This window comes from Sediminicoccus sp. BL-A-41-H5 (assembly GCF_050632405.1).
Lineage (GTDB): Bacteria > Pseudomonadota > Alphaproteobacteria > Acetobacterales > Acetobacteraceae > Roseococcus.
The window spans coordinates 1,400,209-1,425,474 of record NZ_CP192601.1; the positions used below are offsets into that span (position 1 = coordinate 1,400,209).

The following is a 25,266-nucleotide window of genomic DNA, read 5'->3' on the forward strand; positions in this document are numbered from 1 at the left end:
ATTGCCGCCAAACCACGTTCAGCGGCACCATCACGCACCACAAGGAGAATCCCCATGCACCAGCCCGACCCCGATATCCGCCTCGCCGCGCTGGAAGCCGTGGTCTCCCGCCTGCTCGTCGCCGAAGCCCGCCAATCGCCCGACCCCGCCGGCATGCTCGACCAATTCGCCGCCCGCATGCGCCGCGAAGCCGAAAGCCACCCGATGCAAAGCGACGACCCGCGCGACAGGCTCGCACTGGCGGCGGCGCTGCTGCAGCTGGTCACGCTGGCGAAGGAAAAGCTGATTACCGAGTAAAACAGGCCTCCGGCGGCTGGGGCCGAAAGGCCCCAGACCCCCGCTATCTGGCGCGCGCCAAGAGCCTGCGGGCGCGCTCGACGACGGGCAGGTCGATCATCGCGCCCTCGAAGGCGACCGCGCCCTGGCCCGCGGCCAGCGCCGCCTCGAAGGCCGCGATCAACCGCCGCGCGCGATCCACCTCCGCCGGCGCCGGCCCATACTCCTCATTGATGATCGGCACCTGCGCCGGATGGATGCAGGACGCACAGCCAAACCCCAGGCGCCGCGACCGCCGCAAGGACTGCCGATACGCCTCCAGATCCGAGAAATCGGCAAAGGCGCCGATCGAGCCCATGGGCAGGATCCCCGCCCCCCGCGCCGCCGCCACGCACATCATCCCGAAGACGTAAAGCGAATCCGCGCCCGGCACCGCCTCCAGCTCGGTCGAGAGATCCTCACTCCCCACCCCCAGCCCCGCCATCCGCGGATCAGCCCCCGCGATCGCCACCAGGTTCGGCAAGGCCTGCGGCGTCTCCACCACGCCGATGAAGCGCGTATGGCCAAGGGGCAGGCCCAGCGCCGCCTCCCGCACCGCCACGACCTCGGAGAGCAGCTTCACATGCTCCGCGCCCATCACCTTGGGCAGCATGAGCACGGACACCTCCGGCATCACCGCCGCCGCGATGTCGGGCACGCTCATCTCCAAGGGCCGGTTGATCCGCACGCAGACCTCCGCCCCTGCCTGCCCCACCTGCTTCGCCGCCGCCGGCAGCGCGGCCCGCGCGGCCGCCTTGCCGTCTGGCGGGATGCTGTCCTCCAGGTCGAGGATGATCACATCGGCACCCCGCGTATGGGCGCGGGCCACGAATTTCTCCGCGCTCGCCGGCACGAAGAGCAGCGAACGCCAATTCGGTGCGGCCATCAGTTCAACCCCTCAAACGCCGCGCCGCTCTTCAGCATCGCGTCAATCGCGGCCTCGTCATGCCCCAGCTCGCGCAACACCTCGCGCGTGTTGCGGCCCAATTGCGGCGCGGGCAGCACCTCCTCCCGCATGCCGCCGCTGAAGCTGTTGGGCACCTTGGTGCGGCGGATGCGGCCCTCGGTCGGGTGCTCGTCGAAATGCCAGAAGCCGACCTCGGCCAGATGCGGGTCCTCCAGCAGGTCATCAATCTCGTTATAGGGCCCCGCCGGCACATCGGCCTTGGCGAAGATCTCCAGCCACTCCGCCGTCGTCTTCGTCGCCAGCGCCTCCACCTGAACGCGGAAGTAATCCGGCGCGTTCTGCGTGCGCGTCAGCGCCGTCCGGAAGCGCGGATCCTCCTTCAGCTCGGGCTTCCCGATGGCGTCGAAGAAGGCGAAGGCCTGGCGGTTGTTGTTGGGCCGGACGGTCAGGTAGCCATCCTTCGTCGGCAGCGGGCGGTAATCGGGCGAGAGCAGCCGCGCATCCCCGCTCGGCCCCTCCGGCGGATCGAAGGTGGCCGCCCCCAGATGCTCGCTCATCACGAAGCTCGCCATGTTCTCGAACATCGGCACCTCGATCGCCTCGCCCACCCCGGTCCTCTCGCGGCGATACAGCGCGAAGCCCACGGATTGCGCGGCGATCAGCCCCGTCGTGTGGTCGGTCATCACCATGGGCACGAAGCGCGGCTCGCCCGTCGCGCGGTGGAAGGTGCCCGCCACGCCCGAGAGCGACTGGATGATCGGATCATAGGCCGGGCGGTTGTAATAGCGCCCGCCCTTGCCGAAGGCGACGATGCCGCAATGGATCAGCCGCGGGTTCAGCGCATGCAGCGAGGCGAAGTCGAGCCCCGCACGCTCCAGCCCCTGCGGCCGCACATTGGTCACGAAGACATCGGCGCGCGCGAGCAGCGCCTTCATCGCCGCCAACCCCTCGGGCTGCTTGATGTCGAGCCCGATGCTGCGCTTGTTGCGGTTGAAGTTGATGAATTTCCCGCTCATCGCGGGCGTCCGGCTGCCGGCGGCGAGGAAGCGCAATATGTCGCCCCCCGGCGCCTCCACCTTGATCACATCGGCGCCCTGGTCCGCCAGGGTCCGTGTGGCGATCGGCCCCACCACCACGGTGGTGAGGTCCACCACCTTCACGCCATCCAGCGGCCCGCTCATGCGAAATCCAGCTCCAGCTCGGCACAGAGTTTCCCCTCGCCATCCGCGACCCAGGCGCGCATGCGGCCATCTTCCAGCGCGCCGCCCGCCAGCGTGATCCTGGCCCCCACATAGATCGGCCGCGTCAGCCGCGCGGTGTAGCCCTTCAGGCGATGGCCGGGCGTGTTCTCCACCGCCGCGTCCAGCAGCAAGCTGCATCGTCAGCCCGCCATTCTGCACCAGCGCCGGATAGCCCTCCGCCTCACGCGCGTAATCGGCATCGTAATGGATGCGATGCGCGTTCCAGGTGACGGCCGAATATCGGAATACCAGCGCGTTGGAGACCTGCGCCTCCCGGCTCCATGCGGCCCCCTCCGGCGCGGGCGTGCCGGGATTGACCGGCGAGGGCGTGCCCGGCGGCACCGCCTCGCGGTAGATCGCGTCGAACTCATCCACCGCGATCACCGCGCCATTCACCAGGTAGCTGTGCCGCATGGTCAGCACGCAGATGGTGCCCGTCCGCGCCTTCTTCGGCTCGATCGCCGCGACCTCCGCGCGCTTGGTGAGCGCGTCGCCCACGCGCAGCTGCCCCGGCAGCGTCACGCGCCGCCCCGCCCCCATGCGGCGCGGCAGCGGGATGGGCGGCAGCGTCACCCCAGGCTCCGGATGCCCATCCACGCCGATATCACCCTGCCGCGCGCTCTCCTGCGCAAACAGGGACACCCAATGCGGCGGCAGCAGCGCGCCGCGTGGATAGGCGTCCGGGTCCAGATCCAGCATGGCGGCGATGCGGCGCAGCATGCTGGGCGAGACGTCATCCTCGATGGTGCGCACCCGGCCCAGCCAGTCCTGGCGCACCTTCTCGATGGCGATCACGAAGTCCATGCAGTTCGGTCCTATTCGGCGACGAGGTTGAGGCGGCGGATCAGGGGCGCCCATTGGTCATGCGCGGCGCGGATGGTCCGCTGGAAATCGGCCGGCGTGTTCTGCGGCGCTGGATCGGCGCCCACGCGCTCATAGGCGCCGCGCACGCGCGGATCGCGCAGCGCGTCGTTCAGCGCTGCCGAGATGCGGGCGATCGCCTCCGGCGGCGTGCCCGTGCGCGCCGTCAGCCCGAAATAGGAGGAGCCGGTGAAGCCCGGCACCGTCTCGCCCATGGTCGGCACGCCGGGCCAGTTCTCCCGCCGCGTCGCGCTCGTCACCGCGATGGCGCGGATGCTGTTCTGCCCGCGCACCGTCTCGCCCTCGGGCAGCCCCAGGCAGCGCGCATGCACGCGGCCCGAGAGCAGATCCGTCATCGCCTGGGTGCTCTGCCGATAGGGCACATGCACCATGTCGAGCCCCAGCCGCGCGCCCAGATCCTCCATGATGAGATGCGTGATGGCGCCCACCCCGGCCGAGGCATAGGTGAAGCGCCCGGGATTGGCGCGAATCCAGGCGATCAGCGCCGGGAAGTCGGCGGCCGGGATGGAGTTGTGCACCAGCAGCACATTGCTGGTGGAGCAGAAATGCCCGATCGGCGCGAAGTCGCGCTCCCAGTCATAGCCCAGCGCCCGGTACATCAGCGCATTCACGCCGCTGTTCGTGCCCATGGTGGCGACCATGATGGTGTAGCCATCGGCCGGGCCCCGCGCGAGCGTCTCGGCCGCCAGATTGCCCGCCCCACCCGGCCGGTTATCCGCCAGCACCACCTGCCCCAGCCGCTGCGAGAGCGCCTCGGCCGTGACGCGCGAGACGATGTCGGTCTGCCCGCCGCCGCCATAGGGCACCAGCAGGCGGATGCTGCGCTCGGGGAAGGCGGCGCGGGCGATGCCGGGGGCGGCAAGCGCGCCGAGCAGCACGGCGCGGCGGGTGGTGATGGGCATGGGGCTTCCTCGGGGTTCTTTTGCCCCATTCTTTCCAGGAACGACGCTTGGGTCCACCCTCCCGCCACAACCAAGGAGGAATCGCATGGCGCGCCTGCCCTATCTCAGCCCCGAGGATCTCGCGGAAGAAGACCGCCCGCTGCTCAAGCGGATGATCACGTTGCACCGCTGCCTGGTGAACAGCCCCGGCGCCGCCCGCGCCTTCGGCGGCCTGGGCCAGTACATCCGCTATGGCGCCAAGCTCGATCCGCGCCTGCGCGAGCTCGCCATCCTGCAGGTCGGCTGGCTCGCGCGCTCGCCCTATGAATGGTCGCACCATGTGAAGATCGGCCATGATTTCGGCGTGACGGATGCCGATATCGAGGCGCTGATCGCCGAGACCGACGGGAAGCCCAACGGCCTGGAGCCGCTGGCGAAGCTCGTGCTGAAGGGCGCACGCGAGGTCTATGCGGGCGGCATGAGCGAGGCGACCTTCCGCGAACTCCAGGCGCAGCTCTCGAACGAGCAGATGGTGGACCTGACGGTCACCGCCTCCTTCTACTGCGCCGTGGTGCGGACGCTGGCCAGCCTCGCGATCGACGTGGAGCCGGAATACCAGCCCTACCTCGACCGCTTCCCCTTCCCGGCCTGAGGCACCTCAGCCCGCAGCAACGTAGCCATAGGCGAGGTTGCTGCGCCCCGGCCCATTCAGCGCGTAATCCGCCTTCACCCGCGCGACACCGTCATTCTCCAGCGCGGCGCGGCGCGTGTAATTGTACATCCGCGCCGAGGTCTCGCCGAAGATCGCGTTCTTCACCGGCCCATCCGGCGCGCCGAGCGGCGCGAAGCCATGGCGCCGCTGCATCTCCTCCGGAATCTCCAGCCGCCTGAGCGATTCGATCTGCCATTGCGGGCTGCCGGTCCAGATCGCATCCGTGCCCCAGACCACGTGATCCGCGCCCAGCCCCTTGATCAGGATGCCCATCATCGCGGCGCAGAGATTGGGCTCCACCACCGTGCTCTGCGCGAAGATCTGCCCGAGATCGCCATAGACGTTGTTCACGCCATACTTCGCCGGAATCTCGGCAAGGTCGCTCACCCAGTCCACGCGGCCGGTCTGCTGGAACTGCGCCCAGCCCTGCTCCGCCCGCCCGCCGCCGGCGAAGCGATAGGCCGAGTGGTAGATGACGAAGTTGATCTGCGGCCAGTCGCGCGCCGCCTTCCCCACATCATCCACCTTGGCGTATTGCGTCAGGTGCGGGAACTGCTGCTCGATCTGCGGGGGGAACAGCCCCTTGTGCACGCAGACGATGTTGTTCCCCGCGCGCAGGATGCGCTCATAGAAGGGATACATCACCCGTTCGTCATCCATCCGCCAGGGATGGATCGCGAGATGCTTGTTGGTGTTGTCGCCGATCGTATAGCCCTTCCAGCTGTCGGGCTTCAGCTGCTCGATGCAGCGCTCCACCTCGTCCATCCAGCCGGGCTTGCCGGGCGTGAAGATGGCGTGGCTCAGCACGCGCTTGTTGCCCGCCGCGTCGTTCACGCGCTTGCGGGCGTCGAACTTCATGTCGTTGGTCAGGAACCAATCAATGGGTTCCTCGGACGGCGCGCCCGAGATCAGCGCCACCTTGGTGTCGCTGTCGAGAAACACCTCCTTGAACCAATTGGCCTCCATCAGATCCTGGATGGTCTGCTCGCGCCCCACCAGATCCGGGTTCCAGCCCGCCCGGCCCACGGCGCGGCGCGCATTCACGAAGGTCATGATGCGCGTGTCGGGCCTGAGGAAATGCGTGTGCACATCCATGATGAACTGCTGCCGCAGTGCCGCCGTGCGCATGTCGGCCGCCCCCGCCGTCTGCGCCTCGGCGCGGCTGACGGCATAGAGCGGGCCATAGACCTCGTTCATCGCGAGGAAGGCAGCCGCCATGCCGGCATTGGTCTGCAGAAAGCGGCGCCGATCCATGCCCTGCTTCGGGCCGATCGTGTCCGCCATGTCCTTGATCCGCGCCTCGACCTCCTTCTGCCGCTCGGTCTGCGGGATGGGCCAGAACTCGTCCGAGCTCACCACCTGCGTGGGAATGGGCGAGGCGAACATGGCCTCTTCCGCCGGGCGCAGGGCCGCGATGTCGTCATCGGTCAGGAAACCGCCCATGGATCTCTTCCTCTGGGTTCTTGTTCCCGGCCCATGCATCGTGGCGCGAAAGACGCAGGCCCGGCAAGACTCGTTACAAAGTCTTGCATACGGCGCGCGCGCGGGCCTAGCCTCCTGTCCAGGGAATAGCGCTGCTCACAAAGATCACGCCACTGCAAGGGGCAAAGATGACGCACGCCACGCATGCCGGCCGCATGGCCGGGCTTTTCCGCCGCTCCCTCGCCGCCGTCGCCATGGCCCTGGCACCGGGGCTCGCCGCCGCACAGGACCGCGTGCACTTCCAGTATTCCTGGCTGCCCACCGGCGAATACGCGCCCATCTCCGCCGGGCTCGAGCGCGGCGTCTTCCGCCGCCAGAACATCGAGCTGACCTACAGCACGGGCCGCGGCTCGGGCGATGCCGTGCGCCGCATCGCCGCCGGCGCCTCGCCCTTCGGCGATGGCGACATCTCGGCCGTCATGGATGCCCGCATCCGCGAGAATGCGCCCGTGCGCTGCATCATGATGCAGCACGCCATGTCGCCCCATTCGCTCTTCGTGCTGGAGAGCAGCGGCATCACCAGCATCCAGCAATTGGCCGGCCGCACGCTCGCCACCACGCCGGGCAACAGCCACTTCATCTACTTCCCGCTCGTCGCGCGGATGAACAACCTCGATCCCTCCACGGTGCGCTGGATCACGGTGGATTCGGCAGCCATGGCGCCCATGCTCATCACCCGCCGCGTGGACGGCGCGCCGCTCTTCGCCACCCACCTCTACTACCAGAACAAGCAGGCCGAGCGCATGGGCCAGCGCATCCGCGCCATCCCCTTCGCCGAGCACGGCTTCCGCATCTACTCCTATTGCTGGACCGCGACGGAGGAGACGCTGCGCACCAACCCCGACCTCGTGCGCCGCTTCCTCGCCGCCGTGCATGAGAGCTACCTCTGGGCGAAGGACAATGTGGACGAGGCCGCGCGCCTGCATCACCGCCGCCACCCCGATGTCGCGGCGGATGACGCGGCGGGCAGCATGCGCATCATGTTCCAATACATGTTCCCCGACGCGCAGGCGCTGGCCAATTTCGGCCAGGTGGACCGCGCCCGCCTGCAGGAGACCTATCGCGTCGTCGCCCTCTCGCAGAACCATCCGGCCGACGCCGATGTGACGCAGTTCGTGGACACCCGCTTCGTGCCCCCGCCGCGCTGAGGGGCGCGCGCGATGATCCAGCTGGACGCCGTCGGCAAGCGCTTCGAGGCGGCTGACGGGAATGAGGTGCAGGCGCTCGCGGGCGTCTCGCTGACCGTGCCCGAGGGCAGCTTCACCGCCCTCGTCGGCCAGTCGGGCTGCGGCAAGTCCACGCTGCTGCGCCTCGTCGCCGGCCTCGTGCCCAAGAGCGAGGGGCATGTGCGGCTCGATGGGCGCGAGGTCACGGCGCCGCACCCCGATGTGGGCTTCGTCTTCCAGGCGCCCACCCTGTTGCCCTGGGCGGATGTGCTGACCAATGTCCTCTTCCCGCTGCGCATCCTGGGCCGGCTGGATGCCGCCGCCACCACCCGCGCGCGCGACCTGCTCGCCATGGCCGGCCTTTCGGGCTTCGAGCGCAAGACGCCGCGCGAACTCTCCGGCGGCATGCAGCAGCGCGTCGCCATCTGCCGCGCCCTGGTCCATGCGCCGCGCATCCTGCTGATGGACGAGCCCTTCGGCGCGCTCGATGCGCTCACACGGGAGGAGATGAGCCTCGAACTCCTCCGCCTCTGGACCGAGCGCCCCTGCACCATCCTCTTCGTCACCCATTCCATCACCGAGGCGGTGATCCTGGCCGACCAGGTGGTGACGATGAGCCCCCGCCCCGGCCGCGTGGCCGATATCGTGGACGTGGCCCTGCCGCGACCGCGCAGCTTCACCCAGGTCTCAACCGAGGAGTTCGCGCGCTGTGCCGGACGCATCCGCAGCCATATCTTCGGCCGCCCCATCGCAGCCTGAAAAGGGGCGGCCTGGCAGCGCGCGCCGCGCCCGGCAGATCCGCCAGGCGCTGCGCCCGGTGGTGGTGCCCACGCTCGCCGTCATCGCGCTTTTCGTCGTCTGGGAATTCGTCGTCAAAGCCTTCGGCATCCCGGAATACATCCTGCCCGCGCCGACCGCGATCTACGCCGCGACCATGGACGCGCGCGAGGTGATGTTGGGCCACACCCTCTCCACGCTCACCACCATCATGCTGGGCTTCATCCTCTCCATCGTGGTGAGCCTGCCGCTCGCGGTCCTCGTCACGGCCTCACCCAACATCGCGCATGCGGTCTATCCCATCCTCGTCCTCATCCAGAGCATCCCGAAGGTGGCGCTCGCTCCCATCCTCGTGCTGGCGCTGGGCGCGGGCGAGGCATCGCGCGTCACCGTCACCTTCCTCGTCGCCTTCTTCCCGCTGGTGATCTCGACCGCGACAGGCCTGCTCGCCGCCCCGCCCGAGCTGATCGAACTCAGCCGCTCGCTGCGCGCCTCGCGCTTCCAGCAGCTCTTCCTCGTGCGGCTGCCCTATTCCGTGCCCTTCGTCTTCAGCGGCCTGAAGCTCGCCATGACCTTCTCCGTCGTCGGCGCCGTGGTGGGCGAATTCGTGGCGGCGGACCAGGGGCTCGGCTACCAGATCATGTCGGCCACCGCCTTCTTCCGCACCTCGCTCGCCTTCGGCGCGCTGCTCATCCTCTCCTTCCTCGGCATCGTGCTCTTCCAGGCGGTGGTGGTGGTGGAGCGCGTCTTCTTCCCATGGGCAGCCCAAGAGGAAAAAGCATGAGCCTCGCGATCTTCGGCAGCCATGTGCTGACCCCCGCCGGTGTGCTGGCCGACCACTGGGTGCTCACCGAGGGCGGCTGCATCACCGCCATCACGCCGCATCGCCCGAGTGCCGCGACGGTGCTGGACGCCCCAGGCCGCTTCGTGCTGCCCGGCCTGCTCAACCTGCACAACCACTGCTTCTCCGAGATGGTGGTGCGCAACCGCACCGAGGATGGCGCGAGCGGCGATGAGGCGAGCCTCGTCTACCGCCTGCTCATGCCCCTCTCGCGCCTCGCGCTCACGCAGCTCTCCTCAGCCGAGCGCCTGGCCGCCGCGCGCCTCGGCCTGCTCCAGGTGATGAAGGGCGGCGCCACCTCGCTGCTCGAGCCCTTCCGCAACGGCATCCCCGAGATGTTCCAGGCCGCGCTCGAACTGGGCCTGCGCTTCTGGGGCGCCCCTTACGTCTTCTCCTCCGCCGATCCGCGCATGGGGGCCGATGGCGTGATGGAATACGCGAGCGTCGGCAATGACGACGGCAATGCCGACCTGCTGGAATGGGACCGCCTGCGCGACCTCTGGGACGGCCAGGGCGAGGGCCGCATCCGCATGGCGATGAGCCCGCATGCGACCGACACCTGCGGCCCCGAGCTGCTGCGCGCGGCCGTGACGCGCGCCCGGGCGCTCGGCGTGCCCATCACCGTGCATGTCGCGCAAAGCGCCGATGAGGTGGCGCTGAGCCTCAAGCGCCATGGCGTCACGCCGGTGCAGTATCTGGAACGCGTCGGCCTGCTCGGCCCCGACCTGATCGCCGCCCATTGCATCCACAGCGACGCCGAGGATCTGGCCCTTCTCGCGCGCACCAACACCACGGTGGTGAACTGCCCGCGCACCTTCGCCCGCGGCGGCGTCTTCGCCCCCTATGGCCGCTTCACCGCGCAGGGCATCCGCACCGTCATCGGCACGGATGGCTACAACATGGATCTGCTGGGCGAGCTGGGTGCGGCCGGCCTCGTCTCCAAGCTGGAAGCCGGCCGCGCCGATGTGGCGAAGGCGGAGGAGTTGCTGGGTGCGGTCACCCATGTCGCCGCCGATGCCGTGGCACGCCCCGATCTGGGCCGCATCGCGCCCGGCGCCACGGCCGACCTGACGGTGGTGGATCTGACCCACCCGCATCTCCAGCCCATGGCCGATCCGGTGCGCGCGCTGGTCTGGCTCGGCCATCGCGCCGAGCTGGAGGCGCTGGTGGTGGATGGCAGGCTCGTGCTGGCCGGCGGCAAGCACCTTCTGCTGGATGAGGCGCAGGTGGTGGCCGAAGGCTCGGCCGCCATCCGCAAGGTCTGGGAAATGCCCGAGGCGAAGGCCGCCTTCGCTAGCTAGCCAGGAACGCCATCAGCTTCGCGTTGAACACCTCCGGCTGCTCCACGCTGAAGGCATGCCCGCCCTCGGGCGTCACCCAAAGCTCGGCGTTGGGCAGCCCGGCCGCCAAGGCCTCCGAGGCCGTCCAGGGGACCAGCAGATCATCGCGCGAGGCCGCGACCAGCGTGGGCGCCGTGATGCGCGCCAAATCCCCACGCGCATCAAACGCCCGCAGCGCGCCGATGCGCTTCAGCAGGTTCTCGGCACCCTGGAAATGCGCCGTCCCATGCGCGACCTCGGCGCTGATCTTCTCATAATGCGCCGACATGTAGGGCGCCGTGTGCAGGAACAAGGGCTGCGCCGCGACATAGGCCGCGGGCCCCTGGCTGTGCAGGATGCCGATGCGGATGTCGAAGCAGCGCTCCGAATGCCGGTCCACGCGCGCCCAGGCATTCACCAGCACGAGCTTGCCCAGGCGCTCCGGAAAGCGCCGCGCGAGATCGAGCCCGACCAGCCCACCCAGCGCATGGCCCAGGAAGTGGACGCGCGAGACACCGGCCGCCGCCATCACGGCCACCACGTCATCCGCCATGTGGCCGATCGTGTAGCCCTCGGGCAGCGGTTCCGCATTGCGCCCCGTCCCGCGCTGGTCGAAGGCCAGCACGCGGAAGCGTGCCTCCAGCGCGGCGCGCTGCGGCGCCCAGAAGGCGGCCGCCCCGCCCAGGCCGGCGGAGAGGATGACGACCTCCTCGCCGCTGCCGGTCAGTTCGTACTTCACGTGCCGATATGCGCCACGGTCGCGATCTCAACCAGCGCGCCCGGCTTCACCAGCCCACACTGGATGCAGTAGCGCGCCGGCTTGTCGCCCGGGAAATACTCCGCATAGACGGCGTTCAGCGCGGCGTAGTTCGCCCAGTCGGTCAGGAAGATGTGGTTCATCACCACATCGGCCATGGTGCCGCCCGCCGCCTCGATCACGCCCTTGATCGTCTCCAGGACGAGCCGCGTCTGCGCCGCTGCATCGCCCAGATGCATCACATTGTTGTCCTTGTCGAAAGGCAGCGTGCCCGAGACATAGAGCACGCCATCCGCCAGCGCGCCGGGCGAATAGGGCGCCAGCGGCTTGCCGGAACCGGCGGGGATCACGGGGCTGAAGGGCATGGCTGTCTCCTACTCAGGCGATTGACCGATCGCGCCGCAGAAATCCGCGACGGTGGAGACCCATCCGAAGAAGGTCTCGATGTTGTAGAGCGCGGCCTTCTGCGCGAAATCCGGCCCCGCCGCATGCGTCGCATCCTCCAGCACGATGCCGAAATACTCCAGGTGGAAGGCATCGCGCAGCGAGCTTTCCACACAGACATTCGTGGCGACACCGGTGAAGACGATGTTGCGGATGCCGCGCGCGCGCAGCAGGCTGTCGATATTCGTGTTGAAGAAGCCGGAATAGCGCGGCTTGGGCACCACCAGATCGCCCGGCTTCGGCGCCAGCGCCTCCACCAGCGCGTAGTCCCAGCCGCCCTTGGCCAGCAGCGTCCCCGCCAGCTCCGGCCGCTTGCGCATGGTCTTCAGCGCGTTGGACTTGTGCCAGTTGGGCGAGGCGGGCGTGCCGGCCTCCTTGTAATCCGGGTCCCAGCCGTTCTGGAAATAGATCACCTGGATGCCCGCGCGCCGCGCCGCCTCGGCCGCGACCGCCGCGCGCGCGATCACCGCCTCGCAGCCCGCGATGTCGAAGCCCGCGATGTCCAGATACCCGCCCGGCGAGGCATAGGCGTTCTGCATGTCCACGATGATCATCGCCGTCTCGGCCGGGTTGAGGCGGATCGGCTCGGGCCGCGCGGGCAGCGTCACCGCCTCGCGCGTGATGACGGGCACAAATCCGGCGGGCTCTGACATGCGGCGCACTCCTCGGCTCGCGCGCATCATGCGGAAGCGCGCCCGACTGAGCCAGCCCAGGCGCATCGCCCGCGCGAAATCGTTTCGGCCGCGCTGCCTTACGAAAAGGCAATCCAAGGCGCAGTTGCCAGCGCCACGGGCGGAACCCGTCCCGTCCTGCCGCATGCGCCCCCCTTCGCGCTGGACGCACCCCCGCGACATGCGGAGATTTCATGCATCCGGGCGGGCCGCCTCGCCCCCCGCATCAAGGAGCTTCCGCATGGCGTTTCACCCCTCCCGCCGCCTCCTGCTCGGCGCCCCCGCGCTTCTCGCCGCCCCCCATGTCGCCAACGCGCAGGCCCGCCCCACCGTGCGCTTCGCCTTCGACTGGATCCTGAACGGCCCCTACGCCTTCGGCATCGCGGGCGAGCGCCAGGGCTTCTTCCGCGAGGCCGGCGTGGACATCACCATCAGCCGCGGCTTCGGCTCCGCGCGCATCCCGCTCGACATGGCGGCCGGCACCTTCGACATCGCGATGTGCGACCCGACGCCCACGCTGCGCTTCATGTCGCAGAACCCGAACAATGACCTGATCGCCGTCGGCCTGCTGTGGGACCAGGCGCCCACCGCCGTCACCGTCCGCGCCGATGGGCCCATCACCAGCATCTCCATGCTCGCCGGCCGGACCCTGGCCGCGCCCGAATTCGACGGCGGCCGCCAGGTCTTCCCGGCCTTCGCGGCGGTGAACAACATCCCGCTCGCCTCCATCAACTGGATGTCCGTGGCGCCGGAACTGCGCGAGCCCATGCTGGTGCAGCGCCGCGCCGACGGCATCACGGGCTTCGTCACCTCCACCGCCCTCTCGCTCCGCGCCCTGGGCATGGACCTGCCCGCGCAGCGCATCTTCCGCTACCGCGAGCATGGGCTCGACTTCTTCTACGGCTCGGTGCTGCTCACCACCCGCACCTACATGGAGCGCAACCCGGATGCGGTGCGCGCCGTCACCCACGGCATGATCCGCTCGCTGCGCTGGGCCTTCGGCAACCGCGGCCCCGCCATCGAGGCGCTGCGCGCGCGGGAGCCGCTGACCGATGTCGCGATCGAGACCGTCCGCCAGGACATGGCGATGACGGAACTCGTGGACAGCCCCAATGTCCGCCGCCTCGGCCTCGGCGTCATGGAAGCGCCGCGCTTCGCCCGCCAGATCGAGGCGGTGAAGGCGGCCTTCAACCTGGGCGACATGCCCTCGCCGGATCGGTTCTATACGGATCGGTTCCTGCCGCCCGCCGCCGAGCGGCAGCTCGGGTAAACAAGCTCCAGGGCTCCGCCCTGGACCCGCTGGGGCCGAAAGGCCCCAGACCCCAAACCTTAGTCCGCGCGAATTCCCGCCGCGCGGACCAGATCACCCAGGCGACGCACCTCTTCCGCGATGAACGCCGAGAACTCCGCGCCGGGCATCGCGCGCGGAATGCTCCCGCTGCCGGTGATGCGCGCGGCCACCGCCTCATCCCGCACCGCGGCCAGCAACTCAGCCTCCAGCCGCGCCACACGATCCGGGGCCACACCCCGCGGCACGAACAAGCCGAACCAGCCGACCGAGACCAGGTCCACCCCCGCCTCGCGCAGCGTCGGCACGTCGCCAAAGCCCGGCGCGCGCTCGGCGCTCGTCACCGCCAGCGCCTTCATCCGCCCGCCCCGCACCAGCTCCGCCGCCGCCGAGATGGTCTGGAACATCACCTCCACACGCCCCGCCATGAGGTCGTTGTTCGCGGCGCTGGTTTCCCGATAGGGCACATGGGTGAGGTTCAGCCCCGTCGCCAGGCTGAACTGCGCGCCCGCCAGATGCAGCGACGTCCCATTGCCGATCGAGGCGTAGTTCATCGGCCGCGTGCGCGCCAAAGCGATGAACTCCGCCACGCTGTTCACCGGCAGCGAGACCGGCACCACCATGATGTTCGGCACCACCGCGATCATGCCGAGCGGCGTGAAGTCCCGCTCCGCATCGAAGGGCAGCGTGGCGAAGAGGAAGCGGTTCAGCGCGAAGGGCACGCCGTTCAGCAGCAGCGTCTGCCCATCGCGCTCGGCCTGTGCCGCCGCCGCCGTGCCGATATTCCCACCCGCGCCGCTGCGGTTCTCGATGGGGATGGGCTGCGAGAGGCCCCGCGCCATGCGTTCGCCCACCACGCGGCCGAGGAAATCCGCCGCGCCTCCCGGCGGAAAGGGCACGATCATCCGCAAGGGGCGATCCGGAAAGCCCTGCGCGGCGGTTGCCACCGGCAGCAGCGCGGGGGTGGAGAGAAGAAGACGGCGGGACATGCGTGGGCTCATGTGTCTGATCCTTCTCGGGGTGACGCGCCCGGATGACGATGGCGCGCGCGGGGCTTAGGCTTTGCGCGATGCAAACCTTGCGCCACCTGGCAAGCCTCTGCTGTCTCGCCCTGCTCATGCCAGGCGCGCTCACGGCCCATGCGCAGGAGCGCCCCATCCCGCGCGACATCCTGCCCGGCATCGGCCAGCAGGATCCGCGCCGCCCCGTGGACGCGCGCGAGATGCCCTTCCAGGCGCTGGCCCGCGTGCAGCACGGGTTGGGCGGGCGTTGCACCGGCGCGCTCATCGCGCCCAATCAGGTGCTGACGGCCGCGCATTGCCTCATCGCCCGGCGCACGGAGAACCTGGTGCAGCCGGGCAGCGTGCATGTGCTCCTCGGCTATGAGCGCGGCGCGCAGGCGGCGCAGGCGCAGGTGGTGAGCTTCCGCACCGCCCCCGGCTATCGCCCCGGCCCCGGCGTGCCGGCGGCCTCCGACTGGGCGATCCTGACGCTCGCGCGCGACATCGCCCCGCGCGCGGCGACATTGCCGCTGCTGACGGCCCTGCCCGCCCCGCGCACGCCGCTCATCCTGGCCGGCTATCAGCAGGACCGGCCCGAGGTGCTGCTGGCCGACACGGCCTGCCGTATGCTGGGCGTGACCAGCGCGGGGATGCTGCTGCATGACTGCGCCGGCACGCGCGGCGTCAGCGGCGCGCCTTTGCTGGTGGCGACGCCGGGCGGCTGGGCGGTCGCCGGCGTGGCATCACGGGCGGCAGTGGAGACGGCAACGGGCCTCGCCGTCCCCGCCGCAACGGTCGCAGCGGCGCGCTAGACCACGCTGCGTTCACTCTGCGCGGTCCAGCCTTTGCTGAGAGGATGATTCAGCGTTTCGGCGATTCCGCCTCAACGCATCATGCTCTAGGCTCGAGACTCATTCAGCACCAGCAGATGATTGCGGCTGCGATGGCGACGGCCGAGGCGAAGTTGTTGGCGAGCTTGTTGTATCTGGTGTGGATGCGGCGCCAGTCCTTCAGCCGGCTAAAGGTTCGCTCGATGGCGTTTCGCGCTCGGTAGGCAGTCTTGTCGAAGGGATGGAACCGCCTGCGGGTGGGGTTGTTCGGGATGACCGGCAGGGTGCCCCGCTCGGCGAGAAACGCACGCAGGCCGTTGCTGTCATAGGCCGCGTCGGCCAGGAGCTTGGCTGACGGGGGCAGGCGGGCGAGTAGGTCGTGAGCGGGGCGCATGTCGCCCATCTGGCCGGGCGTCACGACGAAGGTGAGAACGCGGCCCGTGCCATCGGTTACGAGGTGGATCTTGGTCCCGCGACCGCCGCGGGAGCGGCCAATGGCCTGGAACTCGGCCCCCCTTTTCCGCCCGCCGCCGCGCGCTGTGCCTTGGCTGTCGTGCTGTCGATCAACTGCAGACCACCTGGCGTCGCCTGTACCAGCGCGGTCAACATCTGCGTCCAGATGCCGCGCTGCGACCAGCGGTGATAGCGATTGTAGATCGTGGTGGGCGGGCCATAGATCCGAGGGCAATCCTGCCAGCGGCCGCCATGCTTGAGCATGTGCACGATCCCGCTGAGCACACGCCGGTCGTCCACCCGACGTGCCCCGGGCTGGTTCTGCGGCAGGAGCGGCGCGATCGCTTCCCACTGCCGATCCGTCAGCCAAAACCCATGCGCCATCCGCGTCGCCCCCCCTGAACGAAGGCAGCGAATCACATCGCAACGTGTCGAAGCCAGACCTGATTGGGTTTGGAGCCTAAAGCCCCGCCTGCTCCAGCCGGAACACCGCCCGCGCCACCGCCTGCGCGCGCGGCACGAGCGAGGCGATCTCCAGATATTCCTCCGGGCTATGCGCCAGCCCGCCAACCGGCCCGACGGCGCAGATCGTCGGCGCGCCCTGCGCCGCGGTGAAGCCGCTATCGGCACAGCCACCGGAGAACTCGCCCTTCACATCGAGACCCGCATCGGCCGCGGCACCCTTGTAGAGGTCGAACAGCTTCGCCGCCGCGGCATCCTGCGTCAGCGGCAGGAATTCGCCCTTGATGGTGAGCTTGGCCTTGGTGCCGGGCACATAGCTCGTCGCCACGATCTCATGCAGCTTGGCCACGATCTCGTCGCGATCCGCCGGGTTCACATAGCGCAGGTCGATCTGCCCCACGGCTGAGGGGGCGACCGTGTTCACGCTCTGCCCGCCCGAGACGAGGCCGACATTCAGCGTGATGCCGCGCTCCAGGTCGGTCAGCGCATGGATGGCGACGACCTTGTGCGCGAGCTCGCCGATGGCCGAGATGCCGGCGGTGAAATTGCCGCCCGAATGCGCCGCCTTGCCCTCGATCTCGAAGATGGAAAACACGCCACCCTTGCGCCCGGTGACGACGCCGCCGGAAGGCCGCCCCGGCTCGGAATTGAACACCACGCGCGCCCCGCGCGCCTCCTCCTCGATCACCGCGCGCCCTTCGGGGCTGCCGATCTCCTCATCGCCCGTGAAGAGGCCCACCATCGGCCCCGGCGCGCCGCCGAATTTCTTGAAGGCGGCCAGGACGAACATGTTCATCACCAGGCCCGCCTTCATATCGGCGACACCCGGGCCATAGGCGCGGCCATCGCGGATGGTGAAGGGCCGGCGCTCCGGCTCGCCCTTGGGGAAGACGGTGTCCCGGTGGCCCATCAGCACGATGTTCTGCGCGTGGTTGCCGCGCGCCCGCGCCGTGCCCTCATGCGGCAGAATGGCGCGGATGCAGTCGCCGAACTTCTCGCCACGCACCGTCTCGACCGTCAGGCCGTGGCCTTCGCAGAATTCCTTCACGATGGCGCCGACCGCATCCACGCCGGCCTTGTCGTAGCTGCCGCCATCGGTGTTCACCATGGCCTGGAGCGAGTCCAGCATCGCCTGCTGCTGGGTGGCGAGCCAGTTGGTGATCTCGGTTTCGGTGCTCATGCGGGGCGCTCCTGGGCGGTTGTTTCACCCAGGCCAGCATGCGGCGCGGCATGAGGCAACCCGACCGCGATCACGAAGCGCGTCGCAACAGCCCCGCCTCCGCCGCGCGCGACCAGCGCGCCGCATCCTCGCGCATCAGCGCCTGCACGCCCGGCACATCCAGCGCGCCGGGCTCCACGGCCAGGGTGCGGAAGCGCGCCTGCACGGCCTCGGTGGCGGCGGCCGCATTCGCCTCGGCATTGATGCGCGCCACCACATCGGGCGCCATCCGCGCCGGGCCCCAGAGGCCGAACCACCCCTCATAGCTGGCGGACGCCAGGCCCAGCGAGGCGAAGTTCGGCACGCCCGGCAGGAAGGGCGAGGGGCGCGGCGAGGTGACGGCGATGATGCGGATGCGGTCGCTCTGCATCAGCGGCATGGCCGTCGCCGTGCTCACCCAGGCCAAGGGCAGATGCCCGCCCATCAAATCCCGCGTCGAAGCACCCCCGCCCGCGTAGCGGATCTCGTTCAGCTCGATCCCCGCCGCCTTGGCGAATTGCGCGGCGACGACGCCGGAGGCCACATCCGCCGTGCCATGCGCGATCGCGCCGGGCTGCGCGCGGGCGGCGGCGATCAGCCCCGGCACGTCGCGGAAGGGCGCATCGGCGGCGGCCAGCAGCACGAAGGAATAGAGCGCGAAGACGGCGATCGGCGTGAAATCGGCCGTGGGGTCATAGGGCAGGCTCGCCGCCGTGTGGCGCAGCAGCAGATGCGTGGGGTTGATCCCCGTCAGCGTGTGGCCATCCGGCGCGCTGCGCGCCACCACCTCGCTGCCGATGGCGCCATCCGCCCCCGGCCGGTTCTCGATGATGACGGGCCGGTTGAGCCGCTGCCCCACCGCCTCCATCACCGCGCGCGTGGTGAGGTCCGTGCCGCCGCCCGCCGCATAGGGGACGATGATCCGCACCGGCCGCTGCGGCCAGTTGGAGGCTTGCGCCAGCGCGGGCGTGGCCAGCGCGCCGAGCAGCGCGGTGCGGCGGGTGATCCGGGTCATGAGCGTGTCCTCCGAAGTTTGTTTTCCCCATCCTGGCTTGACCGGACAAATTTGGCCAGTGCAAACTGTCAACAGAATCCAACCGAGGAAACCATGTCCGAAACGCCCAAGGTCCTGCCGCTCGACGGCATTCGCGTCATTGACGTCTCCAGCTTCCTGGCCGGCCCCTTCTGCTCCACGCAGCTCGCCGAATTCGGCGCCGACGTCATCAAGCTGGAACTCCCCATCGTGGGCGACCCGCTGCGGAAATTCGGCACGGTGACGGAATGCGGCGAGACGCTCCCCTGGCTCTCCGAATGCCGCAACAAGCGCTCCGCGACCCTCGATCTCCGCAAGCCGGATGGCGCGGCCCTGCTCAAGCGCATGGTCGCCGAGGCCGACATCCTCGTGGAGAACTTCCAGCCCGGCACGCTGGAAAAATGGGGCCTGGGCTGGGATGTGCTGCGCGAGGTGAACCCCCGCCTCATCATGGTCCGCATCTCCGGCTACGGGCAGACCGGCCCCTATAGCGGCCGCCCCGGCTTCGGCCGCATCGGCAATGCCTTCGGCGGCCTCTCCTACCTCGCGGGCTACCCGGACCGCCCGCCGGTCACACCCGGCTCCGCCACCATCCCCGACTATCTCGCCGGCCTCTATGGCGCGCTGGGCGCCCTGCTGGCGATCCAGGCGCGCGAGAAGACGGGCCGCGGCCAGGTGGTGGATATCGGCCTCTACGAGCCGATCTTCCGCATCCTGGATGAGCTCGCCCCCTCCTTCCAGCTCAACGGCTATGTCCGCGAGCGGATGGGTCCGGGCACCGTCAACGTCGTCCCGCACAGCCATTACCCCACGAAGGACAAGCGCTGGATCGCCATCGCCTGCACCTCCGACAAGATCTTCGCGCGCCTCGCCGACGCCATGGGCGTTCCCGAATGGGCCAATGACGGCAAGTGGGGCAAGATCAAGCAGCGCGAGGCCGCGCGCGCCGAGGTGGATGAATATGTCGGCAACTGGACCAGCCAGTACACGCGCGACGAACTCATGGCGATCTGCGAGCGCGAGCAGGTGCCCTGCGGCCCGGTCTATTCGGTGGATGAGATCTTCCAGGACCCGCAATACGCCCATCGCGGCAATATCCTGCGCATGCAGGACCCGCGCGTGGGCGAGCTCGCCATCCCCAACCTCGTGCCACGCCTGACGGACACACCGGGCAAGGTGAAGTGGCTTGGCCCCTCCATGGGCGAGCACAATGACGAGGTCTACAAGGATTGGCTGAAGCTGGACGAAGCCGAGATCGAGCGGCTGACCAAGCTCCAGGTCATCTGAGTGCTCGACGCCTCCACCTTGCCGCCCCGCGCCTCCCTCGCGGAGACGCTGGCCGCGCGCATGGTGGAGGCGATGCGCGCGGGCGAATTGGCGCCGGGCGAGCGGATCATCGAGGCGAGCCTCGCCGCCCGCTTCGGCGTCAGCCGCGGGCCGCTGCGTGAGGCGCTGAAGGCGCTGGAGGGCGAAGGGCTGGTCGAGCGAGAGCCCGGCCGCTCGCCCCGCGTGGCGAACCTTTCCCCCGGGCAGGCGGCGCAGATGGTGGTGATGCGCGCGACGCTGGAGGGCATGGCCGCGCGCCTGCTCGCCGCGCGCGCCACACCCGCGCAGCTCAAGGCGCTGGAGGCGCAGCATGCGCGCATCCTCAAGGCCGCCCGCGCCGGCCGCGTCGCCGAATGGCGCGACGCCGACTGGCATTTTCACGAGCTGGTCTGCCGGGAATCGGGCAATGAGTTCCTGCTCCGCGCCTGGCTCTCCATGTCGCATCGCGTGCGCCTCTTCCTCCACCGCCACCCGGATTTCGAGGGCGGCGGCGAAGGCGTGCTGCTGAACCACGACCATCTCCTCGCCGCGCTGCGCGCGCGCGACCCCGACCGCGCGGAAGCCGAGTTTCGCCGCGTCATCCTGGACAGCGGCTTCCGCCGCCTCGGCCTCACCCCACCCGCTGGAATCCCCGCATGACCGCGAAACCCTGGCGCCTGCGCCGCTCCATGATGATCACCCCGGGCCACCGCCGCGAGCGGCTGGAAAAGGCCGCGACGCTCCAGGCCGACAGCCTCGCCTTCGACCTGGAGGACGGCGTCCCTCCCAGCCGCAAGAAAGAAGCCCGCGCCACCATCGCCGCCGTGCTGCGCGAGGTGAATTTCGGCCGGCGCGAGCGCGCGGTCCGCATCAACGGCATCGGCACCGAGGATTTCGCGCGCGACCTCGCCGCCCTGCCGCTCGGTCACCTGGACGCGCTTCTGGTGCCCAAGGTGGAGAGCGCTGCGCAGCTCCAGCAGCTCGACGCCGCCTTGGCCGGGCGCGAGATCGGCATCATCGCCACGCTGGAAACCCCGCGCGGCGTGCTGAACGCGCTCGCCATCGCCGATGCCTCGCCCAACCTCGTCGGCATGTTCTTCGGGCCCGGCGACTACACGCTGCAGACCGGCGGCGCGCTCACCGCCCGCGCGCTGGAATTCCCGCGCGCCACCATCGCCGCCGCCTGCGGCGCCGTCGGCATCCAGGCGATCGATGCGCCCTATCTGCTCGGCCTGCGCGACATCGAGGGCACGCATGCCGATGCGCTGGCCGCGAAGGAGCTTGGGTTCAGCGGCAAGGTGGTGTTCCATCCCGACCAGATCGCGCCGATCAACGCCGCCTTCACGCCCGATGCGGCGGAGGTGGAAAAGGCCCGCCGCTTCGTCGCCGCCTATCGCGAGGCGGCGGCGCGCGGCGAGGCGGTGGCGCTGGTGGATGGGGAGTTCATCGCCATGGACCTCGTGCCGCGCATGGAGCGCATCATCGCGCTCAGCGAGGAAGCGGCCGCGATTTGACCACGCTGATCGGCGATATCGGCGGCACCCAGGCCCGTTTCGCGCTGGCCCGGGGCGGGAGCTTCGGCAGGGTGGTGGCGCAGCGCGTGGCGGAGCACGCGACACCGCTCGCCGCGATCAACGCGGCGCTGCCCGAACTCGGCCCCGCACGCGCCGCGATCCTCGCCATCGCCGGCCCCATCGAGGGCGAGCGCGCGCGCCTCACCAATGGCGACTGGGCCTTCGACGCGCCCGCTCTGGCCGCCGCGCTGAGCCTCGCTTCCGTGACACTGGTGAACGACCTGGAGGCGATGGCCTGGGCGCTCCCCGCCCTCACCCGGGACGACGTCGAGACCTGGCAGGACGGCACGCCCGTGCCCGGCGCGCCCCAGGCCATCATCGCCCCCGGCACCGGCCTCGGCGTCGCCGGCTTCCTCCCCGGCCATGGCGCGCTCGCCACCGAGGCGGGCCATATGGGCTTCGCGCCGCGTGATGCGACCGAGGCCGCCCTCCTCGCCTGGCTCACCGCGCGCCAGGGCGCCGTCTGCGCCGAGGATCTTCTGTCCGGCCTCGGCCTCGCCACGCTGCATGCGGGAATCGCCGAGTTGCGCGGCATCGCGGTCCCGGTCCGCGATGGCCCGGAAATCAGCGCCGCCGCCGAGGCCGGCTGCCCCGTGGCGCGCGAGGCGCTGGCCGTCTTCTGGCGCGGCCTCGCCGGCTTCTGCGGCGATGTGGCGCTGCTGCTCGGCGCCCGCGGCGGCGTCTATCTCGCCGGCGGCGTCGCCCGCGCACCGACCGACCGCGCGGCCTTCCTGGCCCGCTTCCAGGACCGGCCGCGCATGCGCGCCTGGCTCGCGCGCGTGCCGGTGCGGCGCATCACGCATCCACAGCCCGGCCTGCTGGGCCTCGCGCAACTCGCGCGCTGAGACCTACTCGGCGATATCCTCGGCCCAGACTTCCGGCTTCTCGGCCTGGAAGCGCCGCATCAGCTCCAGGCAGCGCGGATCATCCAGCACCACAACCTCGACACCGCGTGCGCGAAGAAAATCCTCGTTGCCGCCGAAGCTCCGGTTCTCGCCCACCACCACGCGCGGGATCTTGAACTGCACGATGGTCCCCGCGCACATCATGCAGGGGCTGAGCGTGGTGTAGAGCGTGGTGCCGCGATAGCTGGCACGCCGCCCGGCCTGGCGCAGGCAGTCCATCTCGCCATGCGCGATCGGGTCGCCCTGCTGGACGCGGCGGTTATGGCCGCGCGCCACCACGCGCCCGCCCTCGACCAGCACCGCGCCGATCGGCACGCCGCCCTCGGCGAAGCCCTGCTCCGCCTCGGTGATCGCCTCGCAGAGGAAGGAATGGTCCGTGCTCACGCCGCCTCCAGCTTCTCGGTGATCTCCAGCCACTCCAGCTCCAGCCGCTCGACTTCCTTGGCGATGGCGGCGCGGCGGGCCGTGGCGCGGGCGATCAGGTCGGTCTTGTTGCGCTCATAGAGGCGGGGGTCGGCCAGGGCGGTCTCGATGACCTTCGCCTCGTCGTTCAACTTCTCCAGCGTGACCTCGATGCCCTTCAGCCGCGCCCGCAGCGGCGCATGGGCGGCCCGCGCCTCCACGCCCGCGACGCGCCCCTGCTTGCGGTCATCCTTGCGCTCCTCGCGCCGCGCGGCGGCGGCCGTGCGCCCACCCAGCTGCGCGCGATAATCATCCAGGTCGCCATCGAAGGGCGTCACCTTCCCGCCCCCCACCAGCCAGAGGCGGTCGGCCACCAGCTCCACCAGATGCGGATCGTGGCTGATCAGCACCACCGCGCCCTCGTAATCGGCGAGCGCCTTCACCAGCGCCTCGCGCGCATCAATGTCGAGGTGGTTGGTCGGCTCGTCGAGGATCAGCATATGCGGCGCATCCCGCGTCGTCAGCGCCATCAGCAGCCGCGCCTTCTCGCCGCCCGAAAGCCCCTTCACCGGCGTCTCCGCCCGCTCGGCATCCAGCCCGAACCGCGCGAGCTGCGAGCGGCATTGCCCCGCCGTCGCGCGCGGCAGCGCGTCCATCATATGGCTGAGCGGCGTGCCCTCCAGGTCAAGGTCATCCTCCTGGTGCTGCGCGAAATAGCCCACGCGCATCCGCCGGTCCCGATGCACCTCGCCCGAAAGCGGCGCGAGCCGCCCCGCCAGCACCTTCGCCAGCGTGGACTTGCCATTGCCGTTCGCGCCCAAGAGCGCGATCCGGTCCTCCTGGTCGATCCGGATGTCGAGGTCGCGCAGCACGACATGATTGCCATAGCCCGCGCGGCCACGGCTGACGGTCAGGATGGGCGGCGGCAATTGGTCGGGCTGCGGGAATTCGAAGCGCGTCGCCACATCCTCGATCACGCTCTCGAGGGCCGGCAGCCGCTCCAGCGCCTTGAGGCGGGACTGCGCCTGGCGCGCCTTGGTGGCCTTGGCGCGGAAGCGGTCCACAAAGGCCTGCATATGCGCCCGCTGCGCGGCGATCCGCGCATTCTGCGCCACCACCTGCGCCGCGCGCTCGGTCCGCACCCGCACGAAATTGTCGAAATTCCCCGGGTAGAGCGTGATCTTCTGCCGATCCAGATGCGCGATGGAATCCACGCAGCGCTCGAGCAGCCCCCGGTCATGGCTGATGATGATGGCCGCCCCCGAGAAGCGCTGGATCCACCCCTCCAGCCACATCGCGGCTTCGAGGTCGAGGTGGTTGGTCGGCTCGTCCAGCAGCAGCAGATCCGGCTCCAGGAACAAGGCCCGCGCGAGCGAGACGCGCATCCGCCAGCCGCCCGAGAATTCGGAGCTCGGCCGCTGCTGCGCCTCGGCATCGAAGCCGAGGCCCGCCAGGATGGTGGCCGCCCGCGCCGGCGCCGCATCGGCCTGGATCGCCAGCAGCCGCTCATGGATCTCGCCCGCGCGCACCGGCTCAGGGTGGTTGTCCAGTTCGGCCAGCAGGGCGGCGCGCTCGGTATCCGCCTCCAGCACGATGTCGAGCAGGGGCGTCTCGCCCGCCGGCGTCTCCTGCGCCACATGGCCCATCCGGGCGCGCTGCGCGATGCGGATATCGCCGCCATCGGGCTGGATCTCGCCCAGGATGGCCTTGATCAGCGTGGATTTCCCCGCGCCGTTGCGCCCCACCAGGCCGATCTTGCGGCCCGTATCCACTTGCAGGGAGGCGCCCTCCATCAGCGGGCGGCCGGCCATGCGGATGGTCAGGTCTTGGATGGTGAGGACGGTCATGGCGGCGGTTTAGCCAGAATCCGGGCGCCGGGACATGCCCGATATGCGGCCCCTGACCCGCGAATGATGCCCGACAGGGCTTGCGTCCGCGCCCGGGCTTGGGCAATTGCGCCCCACATCACGTCAAGGGACGCCCTTCATGGCCATCGAACGCACCTTCAGCATCATCAAGCCCGACGCCACGCGCCGCAACCTGACCGGCGCCATCAATGCCGTCTATGAGAAGGCCGGCCTGCGCATCATCGCGCAGAAGCGCATCTGGATGAGCCGCCAGCACGCCAAGAAGTTCTACGAAGTCCATGCCGCCCGCCCCTTCTACAATGACCTGGTGGACTTCATGGTCTCGGGCCCCGTGGTGGTGCAGGTGCTGGAAGGCGAGAACGCCGTGCAGGCCCACCGTGACCTGATGGGCGCCACCAACCCCGCCAACGCCGCCGAGGGCACCATCCGCAAGATGTTCGCCGAGAGCATCGAGGCGAACAGCGTCCATGGCAGCGACAGCCTGGAGAATGCCGCGATCGAGATCGCCTATTTCTTCGCGGGTTGCGAACTGGTCGGCTGAACAGCCGCCAC

The 25,266-nt window shown here is 69.7% G+C and carries 26 protein-coding genes and 1 pseudogene; 13 read left to right on the forward strand and 14 right to left on the reverse strand.

The features are described from left to right. Positions 1-54 precede the first annotated feature (54 nt). On the forward strand, positions 55-297 hold the full coding sequence (locus ACQ860_RS06995) for a hypothetical protein (protein ID WP_431302691.1): 243 nt from the start codon (positions 55-57) through the stop codon (positions 295-297). A 43-nt stretch (positions 298-340) separates the two neighbouring features. Here the strand turns inward: ACQ860_RS06995 and ACQ860_RS07000 are convergent, their stop codons facing one another. The 3 genes from ACQ860_RS07000 to ACQ860_RS07010 are packed head-to-tail and all read right to left on the reverse strand — an operon-like array spanning position 341 to position 4,247. Next, positions 341-1,201, reverse strand: a complete 861-nt coding sequence (locus ACQ860_RS07000; RefSeq protein WP_431302692.1) for an HpcH/HpaI aldolase/citrate lyase family protein — start codon at positions 1,199-1,201, stop codon at positions 341-343. Further along, positions 1,201-3,267 carry a CoA transferase gene (locus tag ACQ860_RS07005; protein ID WP_431302693.1) on the reverse strand — a complete coding sequence of 689 codons (2,067 nt, stop codon included), beginning with the start codon at positions 3,265-3,267 and terminating at the stop codon, positions 1,201-1,203. The genes ACQ860_RS07000 and ACQ860_RS07005 overlap by 1 nt, the downstream gene beginning before the upstream one ends. 11 nt (positions 3,268-3,278) lie before the next feature. Beyond that, on the reverse strand, positions 3,279-4,247 hold the full coding sequence (locus ACQ860_RS07010) for a Bug family tripartite tricarboxylate transporter substrate binding protein (protein ID WP_431302694.1): 969 nt from the start codon (positions 4,245-4,247) through the stop codon (positions 3,279-3,281). 85 nt (positions 4,248-4,332) lie between these two features. Between ACQ860_RS07010 and ACQ860_RS07015 the strand changes: the two genes are divergently transcribed. Beyond that, a complete protein-coding gene (locus ACQ860_RS07015; RefSeq protein ID WP_431302695.1) occupies positions 4,333-4,878 on the forward strand; it encodes a carboxymuconolactone decarboxylase family protein in 546 nt (181 codons plus the stop codon). A gap of 6 nt (positions 4,879-4,884) precedes the next feature. On the opposite strand, the gene ACQ860_RS07020 is transcribed toward ACQ860_RS07015, so the two are convergent. Continuing rightward, positions 4,885-6,381 (reverse strand): amidohydrolase family protein, encoded by a 1,497-nt coding sequence (locus tag ACQ860_RS07020; protein WP_431302696.1) that lies wholly within the window; start codon positions 6,379-6,381, stop codon positions 4,885-4,887. Positions 6,382-6,548: 167 nt separating this feature from the next. Between ACQ860_RS07020 and ACQ860_RS07025 the strand changes: the two genes are divergently transcribed. Genes ACQ860_RS07025 through ACQ860_RS07040 form a run of 4 tightly spaced genes read left to right on the forward strand, consistent with a single transcriptional unit; the run spans position 6,549 to position 10,505 of the window. Further along, a complete protein-coding gene (locus ACQ860_RS07025) occupies positions 6,549-7,568 on the forward strand; it encodes an ABC transporter substrate-binding protein (protein ID WP_431302697.1) in 1,020 nt (339 codons plus the stop codon). A gap of 12 nt (positions 7,569-7,580) precedes the next feature. Beyond that, positions 7,581-8,345: an ABC transporter ATP-binding protein gene (locus ACQ860_RS07030; RefSeq protein WP_431302698.1), complete on the forward strand. Its 765-nt coding sequence runs from the start codon at positions 7,581-7,583 to the stop codon at positions 8,343-8,345. Continuing rightward, complete coding sequence (locus ACQ860_RS07035; protein WP_431302699.1) at positions 8,296-9,147, forward strand: ABC transporter permease; 852 nt, start codon at positions 8,296-8,298, stop codon at positions 9,145-9,147. Before ACQ860_RS07030 ends, ACQ860_RS07035 begins: the two co-directional genes overlap by 50 nt. Beyond that, positions 9,144-10,505 (forward strand): amidohydrolase family protein, encoded by a 1,362-nt coding sequence (locus ACQ860_RS07040; RefSeq protein WP_431302700.1) that lies wholly within the window; start codon positions 9,144-9,146, stop codon positions 10,503-10,505. The genes ACQ860_RS07035 and ACQ860_RS07040 overlap by 4 nt, the downstream gene beginning before the upstream one ends. Here ACQ860_RS07040 and rutD read toward each other — a convergent pair. From rutD to rutB, 3 genes are read right to left on the reverse strand one after another with little or no spacing between them, the layout of a single operon-like run. Continuing rightward, entirely contained in the window at positions 10,498-11,262 is a 765-nt protein-coding gene (rutD, locus tag ACQ860_RS07045; RefSeq protein ID WP_431302701.1) for a pyrimidine utilization protein D, read from the reverse strand. The genes ACQ860_RS07040 and rutD overlap by 8 nt on opposite strands. Continuing rightward, complete coding sequence (rutC, locus tag ACQ860_RS07050) at positions 11,259-11,645, reverse strand: pyrimidine utilization protein C (RefSeq protein WP_431302702.1); 387 nt, start codon at positions 11,643-11,645, stop codon at positions 11,259-11,261. Before rutC ends, rutD begins: the two co-directional genes overlap by 4 nt. Before the next feature lie 9 nt (positions 11,646-11,654). Continuing rightward, entirely contained in the window at positions 11,655-12,377 is a 723-nt protein-coding gene (gene rutB / locus ACQ860_RS07055; RefSeq protein ID WP_431302703.1) for a pyrimidine utilization protein B, read from the reverse strand. A 259-nt stretch (positions 12,378-12,636) separates the two neighbouring features. Between rutB and ACQ860_RS07060 the strand changes: the two genes are divergently transcribed. Continuing rightward, positions 12,637-13,665, forward strand: coding sequence for an ABC transporter substrate-binding protein (locus ACQ860_RS07060; protein WP_431302704.1), 1,029 nt, complete (start codon positions 12,637-12,639; stop codon positions 13,663-13,665). A gap of 59 nt (positions 13,666-13,724) precedes the next feature. Here the strand turns inward: ACQ860_RS07060 and ACQ860_RS07065 are convergent, their stop codons facing one another. Continuing rightward, positions 13,725-14,672 carry a Bug family tripartite tricarboxylate transporter substrate binding protein gene (locus tag ACQ860_RS07065; protein ID WP_431302705.1) on the reverse strand — a complete coding sequence of 316 codons (948 nt, stop codon included), beginning with the start codon at positions 14,670-14,672 and terminating at the stop codon, positions 13,725-13,727. An 80-nt stretch (positions 14,673-14,752) separates the two neighbouring features. On the opposite strand from ACQ860_RS07065, the gene ACQ860_RS07070 reads away from it, so the two are divergent. Next, positions 14,753-15,496 carry a trypsin-like serine peptidase gene (locus tag ACQ860_RS07070; RefSeq protein WP_431302706.1) on the forward strand — a complete coding sequence of 248 codons (744 nt, stop codon included), beginning with the start codon at positions 14,753-14,755 and terminating at the stop codon, positions 15,494-15,496. Between the two features lie 103 nt (positions 15,497-15,599). Here ACQ860_RS07070 and ACQ860_RS07075 read toward each other — a convergent pair whose 3' ends face one another. From ACQ860_RS07075 to ACQ860_RS07090, 4 genes and pseudogenes are all read right to left on the reverse strand, one after another. Beyond that, positions 15,600-16,202, reverse strand: coding sequence for an IS5 family transposase (locus ACQ860_RS07075; RefSeq protein ID WP_431302837.1), 603 nt, complete (start codon positions 16,200-16,202; stop codon positions 15,600-15,602). Further along, positions 16,181-16,351 (reverse strand): annotated as a pseudogene (locus tag ACQ860_RS07080) (transposase); the annotation flags it as partial. The pseudogene ACQ860_RS07080 and the gene ACQ860_RS07075, both read right to left, overlap by 22 nt. A 76-nt stretch (positions 16,352-16,427) precedes the next feature. Then, positions 16,428-17,609 (reverse strand): M20 family metallopeptidase, encoded by a 1,182-nt coding sequence (locus ACQ860_RS07085; protein WP_431302707.1) that lies wholly within the window; start codon positions 17,607-17,609, stop codon positions 16,428-16,430. A gap of 70 nt (positions 17,610-17,679) precedes the next feature. Continuing rightward, positions 17,680-18,642 (reverse strand): Bug family tripartite tricarboxylate transporter substrate binding protein, encoded by a 963-nt coding sequence (locus tag ACQ860_RS07090; RefSeq protein ID WP_431302708.1) that lies wholly within the window; start codon positions 18,640-18,642, stop codon positions 17,680-17,682. Between the two features lie 93 nt (positions 18,643-18,735). Between ACQ860_RS07090 and ACQ860_RS07095 the strand changes: the two genes are divergently transcribed. The 4 genes from ACQ860_RS07095 to ACQ860_RS07110 are packed head-to-tail and all read left to right on the forward strand — an operon-like array spanning position 18,736 to position 22,384. Further along, the gene (locus ACQ860_RS07095; RefSeq protein WP_431302709.1) at positions 18,736-19,947 is read left to right on the forward strand and encodes a CaiB/BaiF CoA transferase family protein; all 1,212 of its coding nucleotides are present in this window, start codon (positions 18,736-18,738) and stop codon (positions 19,945-19,947) included. Beyond that, positions 19,948-20,625 carry a GntR family transcriptional regulator gene (locus tag ACQ860_RS07100; protein WP_431302710.1) on the forward strand — a complete coding sequence of 226 codons (678 nt, stop codon included), beginning with the start codon at positions 19,948-19,950 and terminating at the stop codon, positions 20,623-20,625. After that, the gene (locus ACQ860_RS07105) at positions 20,622-21,479 is read left to right on the forward strand and encodes an HpcH/HpaI aldolase/citrate lyase family protein (RefSeq protein ID WP_431302711.1); all 858 of its coding nucleotides are present in this window, start codon (positions 20,622-20,624) and stop codon (positions 21,477-21,479) included. The genes ACQ860_RS07100 and ACQ860_RS07105 overlap by 4 nt, the downstream gene beginning before the upstream one ends. After that, complete coding sequence (locus ACQ860_RS07110; protein WP_431302712.1) at positions 21,476-22,384, forward strand: glucokinase; 909 nt, start codon at positions 21,476-21,478, stop codon at positions 22,382-22,384. The genes ACQ860_RS07105 and ACQ860_RS07110 overlap by 4 nt, the downstream gene beginning before the upstream one ends. A gap of 3 nt (positions 22,385-22,387) precedes the next feature. Here the strand turns inward: ACQ860_RS07110 and ACQ860_RS07115 are convergent, their stop codons facing one another. Together ACQ860_RS07115 and ACQ860_RS07120 are read right to left on the reverse strand one after the other, a co-directional pair. Further along, on the reverse strand, positions 22,388-22,828 hold the full coding sequence (locus tag ACQ860_RS07115; RefSeq protein ID WP_431302713.1) for a nucleoside deaminase: 441 nt from the start codon (positions 22,826-22,828) through the stop codon (positions 22,388-22,390). Further along, positions 22,825-24,693 carry an ABC-F family ATP-binding cassette domain-containing protein gene (locus tag ACQ860_RS07120; RefSeq protein WP_431302714.1) on the reverse strand — a complete coding sequence of 623 codons (1,869 nt, stop codon included), beginning with the start codon at positions 24,691-24,693 and terminating at the stop codon, positions 22,825-22,827. The genes ACQ860_RS07115 and ACQ860_RS07120 overlap by 4 nt, the downstream gene beginning before the upstream one ends. Positions 24,694-24,832: 139 nt before the next feature. Here ACQ860_RS07120 and ndk point away from each other — a divergent pair, with 139 nt between their 5' ends. Further along, positions 24,833-25,255 carry a nucleoside-diphosphate kinase gene (gene ndk, locus ACQ860_RS07125; RefSeq protein ID WP_213612996.1) on the forward strand — a complete coding sequence of 141 codons (423 nt, stop codon included), beginning with the start codon at positions 24,833-24,835 and terminating at the stop codon, positions 25,253-25,255. Positions 25,256-25,266 lie beyond the last annotated feature (11 nt).